The 13,138-nt window shown below is 71.5% G+C and carries 14 protein-coding genes; 4 read left to right on the plus strand and 10 right to left on the minus strand.

Annotated features, from left to right (window positions below; genetic code table 11):
- The first annotated feature begins 205 nt into the window (after window positions 1-205).
- Entirely contained in the window at window positions 206-1,714 is a 1,509-nt protein-coding gene (arfA, locus tag HAV40_RS35695; RefSeq protein WP_166388723.1) for an arabinosylfuranosidase ArfA, read from the plus strand.
- A gap of 58 nt (window positions 1,715-1,772) precedes the next feature.
- Here the strand turns inward: arfA and HAV40_RS35700 are convergent, their stop codons facing one another.
- Genes HAV40_RS35700 through HAV40_RS35710 form a run of 3 tightly spaced genes read right to left on the minus strand, consistent with a single transcriptional unit; the run spans window position 1,773 to window position 3,745 of the window.
- Window positions 1,773-2,759, minus strand: coding sequence for an aldo/keto reductase (locus tag HAV40_RS35700; RefSeq protein ID WP_166388724.1), 987 nt, complete (start codon window positions 2,757-2,759; stop codon window positions 1,773-1,775).
- A 38-nt stretch (window positions 2,760-2,797) separates the two neighbouring features.
- Window positions 2,798-2,983 (minus strand): hypothetical protein, encoded by a 186-nt coding sequence (locus HAV40_RS35705; protein ID WP_166388725.1) that lies wholly within the window; start codon window positions 2,981-2,983, stop codon window positions 2,798-2,800.
- Window positions 2,984-3,007: 24 nt separating this feature from the next.
- Window positions 3,008-3,745 (minus strand): CBS domain-containing protein, encoded by a 738-nt coding sequence (locus HAV40_RS35710; RefSeq protein WP_166388726.1) that lies wholly within the window; start codon window positions 3,743-3,745, stop codon window positions 3,008-3,010.
- 149 nt (window positions 3,746-3,894) lie between these two features.
- On the opposite strand from HAV40_RS35710, the gene HAV40_RS35715 reads away from it, so the two are divergent.
- Both HAV40_RS35715 and HAV40_RS35720 read left to right on the plus strand, forming a co-directional pair.
- A complete protein-coding gene (locus tag HAV40_RS35715) occupies window positions 3,895-4,125 on the plus strand; it encodes a DUF6158 family protein (protein ID WP_239086634.1) in 231 nt (76 codons plus the stop codon).
- Between the two features lie 440 nt (window positions 4,126-4,565).
- Window positions 4,566-5,318, plus strand: a complete 753-nt coding sequence (locus HAV40_RS35720) for a hypothetical protein (protein WP_166388727.1) — start codon at window positions 4,566-4,568, stop codon at window positions 5,316-5,318.
- A gap of 244 nt (window positions 5,319-5,562) precedes the next feature.
- Here the strand turns inward: HAV40_RS35720 and HAV40_RS35725 are convergent, their stop codons facing one another.
- The 7 genes from HAV40_RS35725 to HAV40_RS35755 form a co-directional block, all read right to left on the minus strand.
- Window positions 5,563-6,033, minus strand: coding sequence for a GNAT family N-acetyltransferase (locus tag HAV40_RS35725; protein ID WP_166388728.1), 471 nt, complete (start codon window positions 6,031-6,033; stop codon window positions 5,563-5,565).
- A gap of 32 nt (window positions 6,034-6,065) precedes the next feature.
- Window positions 6,066-6,311 carry a DUF5522 domain-containing protein gene (locus HAV40_RS35730; RefSeq protein ID WP_166388729.1) on the minus strand — a complete coding sequence of 82 codons (246 nt, stop codon included), beginning with the start codon at window positions 6,309-6,311 and terminating at the stop codon, window positions 6,066-6,068.
- Window positions 6,312-6,435: 124 nt separating this feature from the next.
- Window positions 6,436-6,993, minus strand: coding sequence for a GNAT family N-acetyltransferase (locus tag HAV40_RS35735; RefSeq protein WP_166388730.1), 558 nt, complete (start codon window positions 6,991-6,993; stop codon window positions 6,436-6,438).
- A 174-nt stretch (window positions 6,994-7,167) separates the two neighbouring features.
- Window positions 7,168-8,760 carry a glycoside hydrolase family 43 protein gene (locus tag HAV40_RS35740; protein ID WP_166388731.1) on the minus strand — a complete coding sequence of 531 codons (1,593 nt, stop codon included), beginning with the start codon at window positions 8,758-8,760 and terminating at the stop codon, window positions 7,168-7,170.
- Window positions 8,757-9,545: a carbohydrate ABC transporter permease gene (locus tag HAV40_RS35745; protein ID WP_239086684.1), complete on the minus strand. Its 789-nt coding sequence runs from the start codon at window positions 9,543-9,545 to the stop codon at window positions 8,757-8,759. The genes HAV40_RS35740 and HAV40_RS35745 overlap by 4 nt, the downstream gene beginning before the upstream one ends.
- Before the next feature lie 94 nt (window positions 9,546-9,639).
- Window positions 9,640-10,539 carry a carbohydrate ABC transporter permease gene (locus tag HAV40_RS35750; RefSeq protein ID WP_166388733.1) on the minus strand — a complete coding sequence of 300 codons (900 nt, stop codon included), beginning with the start codon at window positions 10,537-10,539 and terminating at the stop codon, window positions 9,640-9,642.
- A gap of 66 nt (window positions 10,540-10,605) precedes the next feature.
- Window positions 10,606-11,904, minus strand: a complete 1,299-nt coding sequence (locus HAV40_RS35755; protein ID WP_166388734.1) for an extracellular solute-binding protein — start codon at window positions 11,902-11,904, stop codon at window positions 10,606-10,608.
- Between the two features lie 188 nt (window positions 11,905-12,092).
- Here HAV40_RS35755 and HAV40_RS35760 point away from each other — a divergent pair, with 188 nt between their 5' ends.
- The gene (locus HAV40_RS35760; RefSeq protein ID WP_166388735.1) at window positions 12,093-13,136 is read left to right on the plus strand and encodes a LacI family DNA-binding transcriptional regulator; all 1,044 of its coding nucleotides are present in this window, start codon (window positions 12,093-12,095) and stop codon (window positions 13,134-13,136) included.
- Window positions 13,137-13,138: the final 2 nt, after the last annotated feature.

Raw genomic sequence — 13,138 nt, forward strand, 5'->3', positions numbered from 1 at the left:
TCCAACACCCCACCCCGCGCCGAGCTCCCCGCCCACCCCGCTCGTCATAGACGTTGGCCTATCCAGATGACTTCGATCGCCGAAAAGTCATCCGGATAGGCCAACGTCTATTGCGGACACGGTGCGCCACGCCGTCACCGTGGCGCGGGGACCGATAGTTTCGGGGCCGTGGACGAGCCAGGGCAGTTGCGGGAGGCTGGCCGTCATGTCTGTGACGCGTACCGCTGAGGTCTTCGTCGATCCGCACTTCACCATCGGTGAGGTTGATCCGCTGCTGTTCGGCTCGTTCGTCGAGCACCTGGGCCGGTGCGTGTACACGGGGCTGTTCGAGCCCGGCCATCCCGCCGCCGACGCCACCGGCCTGCGCACCGACGTGCTCGCGCTGATCCGCGAGCTGGGCGTGACCATGGTGCGCTATCCGGGCGGCAACTTCGTCTCGGCATACCGCTGGGAGGACGGGGTCGGCCCGGCCGACCTGCGGCCCCGGCGGCTGGACCCGGCCTGGCGCACGGTCGAGACCAACCGGTTCGGCCTGGGCGAGTTCATGGCGTTCACCCGGGCCGCCGGGGTGGAGCCGATGATGGCCGTGAACCTGGGCTCGCGGGGCATCGCCGAGGCGGGCGACCTGCTGGAGTACTGCAATCATCCGAGCGGCACAACGCTGTCGGACCTGCGGGGCGCGCACGGCTCACCGGAGCCGTACGGCATCCGGTGGTGGTGCCTGGGCAACGAGCTGGACGGGCCATGGCAGGTCGGGCACAAGACCGCCGACGAGTACGGCCGCCTGGCCGCCGAGACCGCCCGGCTGATGCGGCTGATCGACCCGTCGGTGCGGCTGACCGCCTGCGGCAGCTCCGGGTCGGGCATGCCGACGTTCGGCGAGTGGGAGTCGACGGTGCTCACGCACGCGTACGACGAGGTCGACTACCTGTCCCTGCACGCCTACTACGACCCCGACGCCACCGATCAGGCCTCCTACCTGGCCAGCGCGGTGGACATGGAACGGTTCATCACCGACGTGATCGCGCTGTGCGACGCCGCCCGCGCCCGCCGCCGCTCAGCCAGACGCCTGTCGCTGTCCTTCGACGAGTGGAACATCTGGTACATGTCCCGCCAGCGGCCCGGCCAGGGCGAATGGCCGCGCGCGCCGCGGTTGCTGGAGGACGTGTACACGGTCGCCGACGCGGTGGTGCTCGGCAGCCTGCTGATCACGCTGCTGCGCCACTGCGACCGGGTGACCGCGGCGTGCCTGGCCCAGCTCGTCAACGTCATCGCACCGATCACGACCGAACCCGGCGGCCCCGCCTGGCGGCAGACCACCTTCCACCCGTTCGCCCAGGCCGCCCGTCACGGCCGCGGGCAGGTGCTCCGGCTGCACGTCACGTCGCCGACGTCGGAGACCGCCAAGTATGGCGACGTGCCGCTGCTGCACGCCACGGCCGTACACGGCGAGGACGGCACGCTGACCGTCTTCGCGGTCAACCGCGACCCCGCGGCGAGCCTGCCGCTGACGGTGCACCTGGGCGGCTTCGCCGCGTCCGGGCCGGTCACCCACTCAGTGCTGGCCGACGCCGACCCCACCGCCGTGAACACGATGGCCGAGCCGGACCGGGTGACGCCACGGGACCGGCCCGCACCACCGGTCGAGAACGGACGCCTGGCCCTCACCCTGCCGCCGCTGTCCTGGAACGTGATCCGGCTGCCGCTCGCGTGAGACAAGGAAGGGCACCTTTCCACATCGCGCAGCGATAGGAAGGTGCCCTTCCTTCAGGTCACCAGCGGTCGTGGATCTGGGGGCGGATCAGGTCGTCGTAGACCTCGGTGACCACGCGGAGCTGGTCGGGCAGCAGGGCGGGCAGGTCGGCGGCCGCCGCGTTGGCGCGGGCCTGCTCGGGGTTGCGGGCACCGGGGATGACGACGCTGACGCCGGGCTGGTCGATGATCCAGCGCAGCGCGAACTGGGCCATGGTCGCGCCCTCGGGCACCAGCGGGGCCAGGCGGCGCACCGCGGCCAGGCCGGTGGCGAAGTCGACCCCGGAGAACGTCTCGCCGACGTCGAACGCCTCGCCGTGGCGGTTGTACGTGCGGTGATCGTCGGCCGAGAACGTGGTGTGCTCGTCGTACCGGCCCGACAGCAGGCCACTGGCCAGCGGCACGCGCGCGATGATGGCGACGCCGGCGGCCGCGGCGGCGGGCAGCACCCGCTCCAGCGGCTTGAGCCGCAGCGCGTTGAGGATGATCTGCACGGACGCGACGTTCGGCCGCGCGATGGCGGTCAGCGCCTGGTCGCACGTCTCCACGCTGACGCCGTACGCCGCGATGCGCTTCTCGTCGACCATGGCGTCCAGCGCGTCGTAGACGGCGCCGTCGGCGTAGACCTCGGTCGGCGGGCAGTGCAGCTGCACCAGGTCCAGCGTGTCCACGCCCAGGTTGGCCCGGGACCGGTCGTTCCAGGCCTTGAAGTTGTCCACGTGGTAGTTGGCGGCCTCCTGCGCGACCCGGCGGCCCATCTTGGTGGCCACGGTGATCCCATGGCCGGGTCCGCGCTCGCGCAGGAACCTGCCGATCAGGGTCTCGCTGCGGCCGTCGCCGTACACGTCGGCGGTGTCGACGAAGTTCACGCCCGCGTCGACCGCGGTGGCGAGCACCGCCAGGGCGTCGTCCTCACTGACGCTGCCCCAGTCCGCGCCGAGCTGCCACGCGCCGAGCCCGACCACGCTCACGTTCCGGCCTGTCCGGCCGAGGATTCGCTGCTGCACCCGCACAGCCTACGGCGGGCGGCGGCGACCCACCTCGGTCAGTCCCGGTCGCGGCTGTGGCGGCGTCCGGCGTCGTTGGCCTTCTCGATGGCGCGGGCCAGCTCGGCCTTGGTCATGTGCCACCGCCCGGTGATGTTCATCTTCTTGGCCACCCCGAGCAGCTGCTCCTTGGTCTGACTGGACTGGAACCGCAGCTTGCTGCGCATCTCCCGTTGGATCGGCATCGGGCCTCCGCTCGCTCGCACTGCCTACTCGATCCCCAGCGTGCCGTCGCGGGGACGATCCGGTCCGCCGACCTCGGCGTTGAACTCGTACCGCTTGTCGAGGTGCGGGGTGTCGTCGTACTCGAAGGTCAGCGCGTTGACCACGTCGACCACTCCGGGTACGCCGCGCACCAGGCGCTCGGCGATCTGGGCCGAACTGCGCCGGCCGGTGCCGCCCAGCAGCGTCACCACGCCGTCGTCGACGGCCGCGTCGATCTCGGGCGGCTGCACGAACAGCATGCCCGCGATGATGTCGTGCACCACGTCGTGCCGGATCGCCTCGTCCGAGCGCCGGTACGTACGCAGCAGGTCGCGCCGCGACACGATGCCCACCAGCAGCCCGTCGGCGTCGACCACCGGCAGCCGCTTGAGCCGCTCGTCCTCCATGATCCGGGCGGCCGCCACCACGGACGCGCCCGGCGCGACCGTGATCACCGGGCTGGTCATCAGGTCCTCGGCCTGGTCGCCCCCGGCCTTGGCCCGCGCCACCGCGCGGCGCTTGCGCTCGAACAGGTGCCGCTGCGGCTCCTCGCCGCTCAGCGCCAGCTTGTGCAGCAGGTCGGCCTCGGAGACGATGCCGACCACGACACCGGCCGGGTCCAGCACCGGCACCGAGCTGATCCCGTGCTCGGCCAGCCGGTCGATGATCTCCTTGTACGGCGTCGCCGTGCCGACGCTGACCACCGGAGCGGACATCACCTCCCGCACGGTCCGCACCGCCATCGCCCGACCCCCTCATTCGGCCGCTGTCCCCCGCCCGCGCAGGCCAGACTGGAGAGGTGAGCCATCGCGGCCGGTGGGTACATGCCCACTGTGATCGTACCGAGCCGGACGTGCCCGTCCGGCCCGGTTGACCCACCCGGAGGTGCATGATGAGGTCCGACGTGGCCTACCGCAGCGGTATTCCCGCCGCGGCGCTGAGCAACCACGAGCTGTCCCGCGAGCTGGCGTCGCTGCACCGCACCCGCCACGACACGTTCGTGCACGGGTCGGACAGCGCGCTGGCCAACCATGATCACCGCAGCCGCGAGCTGGAGCTGGAGTACCTGCGCCGGTTCCCCGAGCGCGATCCCGATCCGCGGCGGTTGCGTCCCGTCGGCTGACGAGGGCGGCCCGGCCGGCCAGCCCTCCCACCACAACGGACAAAATCGTCCATATCGCACCGATGAAGCGCGTGTCCGGTCAGGTCAGTGACCCGTGAAGAGGACCTTCACCCGCTGGTGTCCCCGCTGCACGCCGTCCCCGGCGGTCAGCCGACCGGCGAGGGTGTCTGCGGCGTCACGGGAATCGGTGGCGTGCTCGGCGTCGCGCGGCTCTGGCCAGCGCAACTCGTCTCGTCCACCACTATTCGGGTCAAGCGGACGAACGCGGCTCACCACGACAATCCACTTGCCGGCGGCCGCCTTTCGCCTCCTCCACCAGAACATCTCTGCCTCCGTATCCGCGTACGCCGAGTGCCCACCGTACCGTGGCTCGTTTAAAGGAACAGCCCTCGGTTGCGGGGTACGTTGGGAGACCCACCGACCTCATCGAGGAGGGCAAGGTGACAGGCCTTTTCGCTTCGATAGGCGTCGACCTCGCCCGGGAGGACCTGCGGCAGTTCACCATGTCGGTCGTCGCCGCCGGGATCGCCGTGCCGCTGTCCCGCCGGTTCTGCGACCACGTGTGGACCGATGTGTCCGGCGCCCGCGTGGTCGCCCGCGCCCACTGGGGCCGCGTCCACCACCTGCAGCCGTCACTGGCCGGTGGTGCGGTGGCGGTGGCCTGCGAGAACATCCGCCTGATCGACGACCGTACGGCGGTCATGGACCTGCTCGACGAGACCGGCGGCGGCCTGGTCTGCCCCGTCGCGGTGCACCTGGAGGACCACACCGCCCTGCACGTCGCCGGTGGCGGGCTGGCCCGTGGCCAGGTGACCCTGTCCGCCCTGGCCGAGACCTTCGAACCGCCCGCCGAGGGCACGGCCGCACCCGCAGCGTCCGGCCTGGTCAGCGACGACCTCGTCCGCGCCGGCCGCGCCGCGCCCGGCTGGACCCCCACCGCCCGCGCCCGCCTGCACGGCACCGTCCGCCTGGCCGAGCTGCGCACCAACACGCTGACCGGCAGACCCTTCCACTGGTTACGCCTGCGCGTCCACCCCACCATCGACATCGACGTGGCCGCCCCCAGCTCGACCCTGCCCACGACTCCCGCCCCCGGCACCTCCCTGCGCGCCCGCGCCGTCCTCACCGGCCGTCTGGACCTGCAACCCGACACCCTGAGGAAAGGAAGGGCACCTTCCCATCGCTCCGCGTAGCGCATGGGGCCCTGTCACCGCTCGACCCGCCGCGACGTGCGGCGATACAGTCCGGGACCTGTCTCACCATGCAGAGACAGGTCCCGCCTGACGCCTCCAGGTCGTGCCCAGCGTGGTTGCGCCGTGTCCGGGGACCTCGTGGGACCCGGCCGCCGGCGCGGCTGAGATCTGGCGCCATCATCACACCCGGCGATTACCGGCGCGTCCCCCGTCCGACCATGCCCTGGCGTTGCTTCGGCCTAGGTCACCGACCCGTGATCAGCCGCAGCGTGGGGTGCGCGACGGGCGCGAAGCCCAGCGCCCGGTAGAGCGGCTCCCCGTCGGCCGTCGCCCGCAGATCGACCGCCGAGACCCCACGCCCGGCGAACCAGTCCAGCAGCGCGGTCATGCAGGCCCGCGAGAGACCCCGGCGGCGGTACGCCTCGTCGGTCACCACGTTGTACACGTACCCGGTGCGCCCCGACGGGTTCGCGGGCCCGCCCAGCCGCTCGTCGATCGCCCCGACCGCACACGCGGCAAGCCCGTCCGCGCCGTCCACCACGTACGCCGCCATCGTCGGCCCAGCCTCCGCCAGCCGCCTCCGCAGCAGCGCCCGGGAGTGCTCCTGCCAGGGCCCCGGCTCGACGGGCTGCCCCGCCATCGCGCCGAGCATCACCGCACGCAGCCTCACCAGCTCCGTCGCATCGGCCGCCGTCGCCCGCCTCGTCTCGATCACGCACCGCAGGCTAGCCGAGACGGCCGCCCCGGTCAGGTCACATACGGGCAGTGGCGGCAGCCTCGGGTGCAGCAGAAGCCCCGCTTGGCCAGGAACCCGGCGCTGAGCACGAACAGGCCCGACGACGGGTCCAGGTAGCCCGGGGTGCCGTCGCGCAGCGCCACGTCGTGCCGGGCCAGGATCTCGGCGCGGTCGGGGTGGTCCTCGCCGAGCCGGGACGGGTGCGGTTCGTCCAGCTCACGCGGTGCCAGGGGCCATCGTTGCCGAGGTGCGGGCATCCGGCGACGATATCGTGCGGTCCCCGGCGCATCGACGCCTGGTGACATCATCGACCTCATGACCGCCATCGAGATCGTGCTCGGCGACATCACGGCCCCCTCGACGCCCTGAACGGCTGACGGCTCAGGCGGGCGGCCCGTCGGCGGCGACGCGGGCGTACAGCAGCATGTCGCGGCGCTGCCCGCCCAGCTCCATCCAGCTGCGCAGCAGGCCCTCGCGCTGGAATCCGGCGCGCTCGGCGGTGCGCACCGAGGCCGTGTTCCACGGCTCGACGTGCAGGTGTACCCGGGGGATGGCGAGGTCGGTCAGCGCCCAGCGGGCCACCGCGGCCAGCGCGTGCCCGGCCGCGCCGCGCCCGCGGGCCGACGGCGCGATCCAGTAGCCGGTCGCCGCCCGGCCCTCGGTCATCTCCGTGACCCAGAGCCCGATCTGGCCGACCGCGCGGTCCCCGGCCCGGTCGGCGATGGCGAAGGAGTAGCCGACGCACTCCCGTGCCCGGTCGTGCTGGCGCTGGACGAACGCCAGTCCCTCGGCCTCCCGGTACGGCACCGGCACCGAACTGATCACCGGGATGTACGGATCAGCCGACGCCTCCTGGAGCAGCGGCAGGTCGCCGACGTGGAACGGGCGCAGCAGGAACGGCCCCGCGTCGAGCTCGGGTATCACCAGTCCGTCGGTCACCGCGCGAGTCTGCCACGCGCGGCGACGCCAAGACCGCCCTGTCGCAGGCGGCCATGGAGCGGCGAAGATCGCCGTTTCCGGTCAGAACCTCGGGTCAGACCCCAGCTTTTGACCGGAAACAGCGATCTTCGCGGCGGGCCCCAGCGGGCCCGCGTCGAGCGGCCCCAGCAGGGTTCAGCGGGTGAGGTAGGTGGTGGTGGTGAAGTCGGCGGGCAGGGCGTTGCCGGTGAGGTCGTGGGCCCAGAGGCCGACGAAGGCGCCGGTGAAGCCCCAGATCTGGAAGACGCCGTCGGGGCTCGCCTCGATGGCGTGCTCGTCGGACAGGATCCGGGCGTCCAGCGCCGTACCCAGCGGCTGCCAGGCCTGCCCGTCGGCGGACCAGCTGAAGCGCAGGTCCGGCAGTTCCAGTTCGGCGCGCAGGTGGACGGGGCCGTCCGGCGGGACCGGGATCGGCACGTGCGGTGGGCGGTGCAGCCGTCCCCGGTCGCAGGACAGCAGCTCCAGGCAGCGGCCCAGCCCCTCGCGCCAGGTCAGGTACGCGTAGTGCCAGTTGCGCGTGTTGTAGTACGCCGTGATCCCGGCCAGGTGCTGCGGCGTACGCGGATCGGCCTCGACCGACGCGCTGAACGTGCACGACGCCGCGGTGACCCGGCGCGCCACCAGGCTGGTGTCGAACCGCGACGACGGCGAGCGCCCGCCGTGCAGCCGCAGGTGGCCGGGCCGGGCGTGCAGCGACGCCCAGTCGGCGTGGAACGGCCGCCGCAGCGTGCTCCACTGCGGGCCGAGCACCGGCGCGTCGAAGGAGTCGGTCTCCGGTTCGCCGGGCCACGGGTGCGCGGGCAGGTCCGGGGCCGGGACGGTCAGGGCGGGCCGTGCTCCCTCGATGCGCGGCCAGCCCTCGGCGGTCCAGGTCACCGGGGCCAGCGCGGTCTCCCGCCCCAGCACGCAGTCGTCGCGTTCGGTCAGCGGCCGGCCGACCAGGTACGCCAGGTACCACTCTCCCGCCGGGGTGTCGACCAGGCTGCCGTGCCCCGCCTTCTGCAGCGGCAGCCCCGGCTCGCGGGCCGCGCTGAGCAGGGGCGTGTCCGGGTCGACCTGGTACGGCCCGAGCGGCGAGCGCGAGCGCGCGACCGTCACCTGGTGGTCCCAGCCGGTGCCGCCCTCGGCGGTGAGCAGGTAGCACCAGCCGTCGCGCCGGTAGATGTGCGGGCCCTCGGTGTAGAGCGCGGGCGTGCCGGAGAAGATCGTGACGGGTTCGCCGAGCAGCTTGCCGGTGGCCCGGTCGAACTCCTGCGCGATGATGCCCGCCGACCAGTGGTGGCCGGGCCGCCAGTCGAGGTCGTTGCTGAGCAGCCAGCTCCGCCCGTCCTCGTCGTGGAACAGCGACGGGTCGAAGCCGCGGGCGTGCAGCGGCACCGGGTCCGACCAGGGCCCCTCGATCGAGGTCGCGGTGACGACGTAGTTCGGCACGTCCCAGAACCCGCCCGCGTACCCGGCGACGTTGGTGAACACGACGTAGAACACCCCGTCGGCGTACGACAGGCACGGGGCCCACACGCCGCCGGAGTCGGGCGTGCCGTTCAGGTCCAGCAGCCGCGGCTCGGTGAGCACGCCGCCCAGGGTGCGCCAGTGCACCAGGTCGCGCGAGTGGTGCAGGCGCACCCCCGGCATCCACTCGAACGTCGACGTGGCGACGTAGTAGTCCTCGCCCACACGCAGGATCGACGGGTCGGGGTGGAAACCGGGCAGGATCGGGTTGCGGATCATCCCTTCACCGCACCGGCCATGATGCCGCCGACGATCTGGCGAGCCAGCAGCAGGAACACGGCGAGCACCGGCAGCACGCCGAGCAGCGCGCCGGTCAGCATCAGCGCGTAGTCGGTGTAGTAGCCGCTGGCCAGTACGGACAGCGCGACCTGCACGGTGGGGTTCTCCGGGTTGAGCACGACCAGCGGCCAGAAGAAGTCGTTCCACGCGCCCATGAAGGTGAACAGGCCGAGCACCGCCGCGGCGGGCCGGATGCCGGGCAGCGCCACGTGCCAGAAGATGCGCACCAGCGAGCAGCCGTCCATCATCGCGGCCTCGACCAGTTCGTTGGGCACCGTCTCGTCGACGGCCTGGCGCATCCAGAACACGCCGAACGCCGACACCAGCGCGGGCACGATCAGCGCCTGCAGGTGGCCGGTCCAGCCGAGCTTGGTGGTGAGCAGGTAGAGCGGGATGATGCCGAGCTGCGTCGGCACCATCATCGTCGCCACGACGGTGACCAGCAGCGCGTTGCGGCCGCGGAAGCGCAGCCGGGCGAACGCGAAACCGGCCAGCGCAGAGAAGAAGACGTTGCCGACCGCGACGGTGGTCGCCACGATCGCCGAGTTCATCAGCGCGAGCGCGAACTCGGAGCTGTCGAAGACCCGGCTGATGTTCTCCATCAGGTTGCCGCCGGGCACCAGCGGCGGGGTGGCCTCGCCGATGGCGCTGTTGTCGGAGCTGGCCACGACGAAGGTCCAGTAGAGCGGGAAGATGGACGAGGCGAGCACGGCGGCCAGCAGCATGTAGATCAGCGGCTTGCCGCGGCCCCCGGCCGGGCGGGCCCGCCGTCGGCGGCGGGTCACGGCGGTAACTGCGGTGGTGGTCATCGAGGGCTCCTCAGCGGCTCGCGACGGTGCGGCGTACCACCGCGAAGTTGATCAGTGCGAAGACGGCGACGATCAGGAAGAGCACCCAGGCGATGGTCGCGGCGGAGCCGGCGTCGAAGAGCGTGAAGCCCTTCTCGTACAGGTACATCGTGATCGTCTGGTACTGCCGGTCGGAGCCGCCGGTGCCGGTCGAGGCGCCCTTGGACTCGAACAGCAGCGGCTCGGCGAACAGCTGCAGGCCGCCGATGGTGGACACGACCGTGGTGAACAGGATCGTCGGGCGGATCATCGGCACGGTGACGGTCCAGAACGCCTTCCACGTCGACGCGCCGTCCAGCCGGGCCGACTCGTACAGGTCGCTCGGCACCGCCTGCATCGCGGCCAGGTAGATCAGCGCGTTGTAGCCGGTCCAGCGCCACGTCACGATGGCCGCGATGGCCAGGTGCGAGGACCAGACGTTGGCGGGCCAGTCGACCGGGTCGAGCCCGACCAGGCCGAGCAGCCAGTTGACGATGCCGAAGTCGCGGCCGAAGACCTGGGCGAAGACCAGTGCCACCGCCACCACGGACACGACGTTGGGCACCAGCACCCCGGCGCGCCAGAAGGTGCGCCCGCGCAGTTTCGTGTTGAGCAGCGCCGCGAGCCCGAGCGCGATGAACAGCTGCGGCACCGTCGAGATCACGAACAGGCTCAGCGTGTTGACCAGCGCGTTCCAGAAGTCGGGGTCGGCGAACAGCTCGCTGTAGTTGGCGAGGCCGATGAAGCCGGCGTCGCCGTTGATGAGGTGCCAGTCGTGCAGCGACATCCACAGCGTCGCCAGCAGCGGGTATGCCCCGAACACGGCGAACAGCACGAAGAACGGTGCGACGAACAGGTACGGGGTGAGGTGCCGGTCGAGGCGCCCGCGCATGTCAGCTCCTGGAGGGGGAAGAAGGGGCGGCACGGCGTCGAGAGGTAACGCCGTGCCGCCCGGGTCTCACTTGCCGAGGGCCTTGCCGGCCTCGGTCAGGGCCTGCGTCCAGGCGTCCGCCGGGGACTGCTTGCCCTGCTCCACGCGGGCCAGGGCTCGGCCGAAGACGGGGCGCACGTCGGCGTCCTTGGTGCCGCGGTAGTTCGGCTGCAGGGTCTCGCCGGACTTGGCGTAGATCTCGCCGACCGGGGCGTTGCTGAAGTACTCGTTCTTGAAGCCGATGACGGCCGGGTTCTTCAGCGTCTCCGGCTGCGAGGGCAGCGAGCCGACGCTCTGGAAGATCTTGGCCTCGGAGTCCGGGGAGGTCAGGAACTTCGCCAGCTCGTACGACTCCTTGGCGTGCTTGCCCTGCTTCGGCACGGTCAGGAAGGAACCGCCCCAGTTGCCGCCGTTGCCGGGGATCTTGGCGATGTCCCACTTACCGGCGTTGTCCGGGCCGGAGCCGTCCTTGATCAGGCCCAGCATCCAGCTCGGGCACGGCAGCGTGGCGAACGTGCCCTGCTTGAAGCCGACGTTCCACTGCTGGCTGAACGGGTCGAGCTTGGCCGACATGCCCGGCTTGTTGGCCACGGCGGCGACCTTGTCGAACGCCGTCTTCACGGCCGGGTTGCTGTCGCCGACGTAGGTGTCCGAGGTGTCGAAGTAGCCGTACGGGGTCTGGTTCATCATGGCCTGGTAGATGTTGCCCACGCCGTCGAACCACTTGGCCTTGCTGCCCGAGCCGATGAACCTGTCGCCGACCGCGAAGTACTCGTCCCAGCCGGTCCACAGCGCCGACACCGCGTCACGCTCGACCGGCAGGCCGGCCGCCTTGAACAGGTCGGAGCGGTAGCACAGGGCCAGGCCGCCCATGTCGGTGCCCAGGCCCATCACGAAGTTGCCGTTGTCGGCCAGGCTCTGCTCCCACTTCCAGGGCAGCCACTGCTGGGACAGGTCCTTCGCGCCGAGGTCGGCGAGGTTGACGAACTTGTCCTTCGACTGGCGGAACTGCGGGATGTAGCCCTCTTCGACGGCCTCGATGTCGGCCGCGCCGGCACCGGCGCCCAGGCGGGTGGCCAGCTGCTTGTGGTGCTGGTCGAACTCGGTCACCCGGAGCTTGACCGTGATGTTCGGGTGCGCGGCCATGTAGTCCTTGACCAGCGGCTCGTACCCGAAGTCGCTGAACGTGGCCACGGTGAGGGTGATCTTCTCGCCGTCACCGGTGCTCTCGTCGCCGCTGCCGCAGCCGGTGAGCGCGAGCGCTCCGGCGACGAGACCGGCGGCCAGGCGAACGCCCCTGCGGGCGAACACGCCTCCTGCTGCCATGCGTTCCTCCTCGATGAACGGGCCGGCGGGCGGCCCGGAAAGTTGAGTCAGGGAGCTCCCGCGCCGCCGGGAACCCGAGGAGTTCCGGCAGCGGCGCGGTGACAGCAACCTAGGAGCGGGCGAAACAAACGAGAACAAGTTTCGAAACATGGTGGTCACTCGCCCGATGGTGTTGCGAAACTGTCCGGGTGACCGCCGTACCCGAAACCCCAGGCCGGACCGTCTCGCCCCGGTGCACCCTCGGTGACATCGCCCGCGAGGCGAACGTGTCCGTGCCGACCGTGTCGAAGGTCCTCAACGGCCACAGCGACATCTCGCCGCAGACCCGCCGCCGCATCGAGACCCTGCTCACCCGGTACGGCTACCAGCGCCCCCGCGCGCCACGGCGCAAGACCCAGCGCGGGGACCTGATCGACCTGGTGATAAACGAGCTGGACAGCGCCTGGGGCCTGGAGATCCTCACCGGCGTCGAGCAGGTCGCCGAGGCGGCGGGGCTGGGCCTGGTCGTCTCCGCGGTGCACAACCGGGCCAGCCTGACCCGCCGCTGGCTGGAGGGGCTGATCTCGCGCGGTTCGCAGGGCGCGATCCTGGTGCTGTCGGACCTGTCCGAGGACCAGCGCGCCGAACTCCAGCGCCGTACGCTGCCGTTCGTCGTGGTCGACGGGGTCAGCCAGCCCCCGCCGGACGTGCCCAGCGTCGGCGCGACGAACTTCTCCGGCGGGTACGCCGCCGCCGAGCACCTGATCAAGCTCGGGCACCGGCGGATCGGCGCGATCGGCGGCCCCGAGCAGCTGCTGTGCAGCCGCGCCCGGATCGCCGGCTACCGCGCCGCGCTGGAGTCGGCGGGCCTGCCCACCGACCGCGACCTGGTCCGCTACGGCAACTTCCAGCACAGTGGCGGCCTGCGCGCCGCCCAGCAGCTACTGGCCCTGCCCGACCCGCCGACCGCGATCTTCGCGGGCAGCGACCAGCAGGCCACCGGTGTCTACGAGGCGGCCCGCCTGGTCGGCCGCCAGATCCCGCACGACCTGTCCGTGGTCGGCTTCGACGACCTGCACTACGCCCAGTGGACCGCCCCTCCGCTGACCACGATCCGCCAGCCGCTGCACGAGATGGGCGCCTCGGCCGCGCGGCTGCTGCTGCGCCTGGTCAACGGCGAGCACCTGGAAGCTCCCCGCATCGAGCTGCACACCGAGCTGATCCTGCGCAACAGCACCGCCGCGTTGCGCTGAGC

The sequence above is a fragment of the Catellatospora methionotrophica genome (assembly GCF_011297335.1).
Lineage (GTDB): Bacteria > Actinomycetota > Actinomycetes > Mycobacteriales > Micromonosporaceae > Catellatospora > Catellatospora methionotrophica.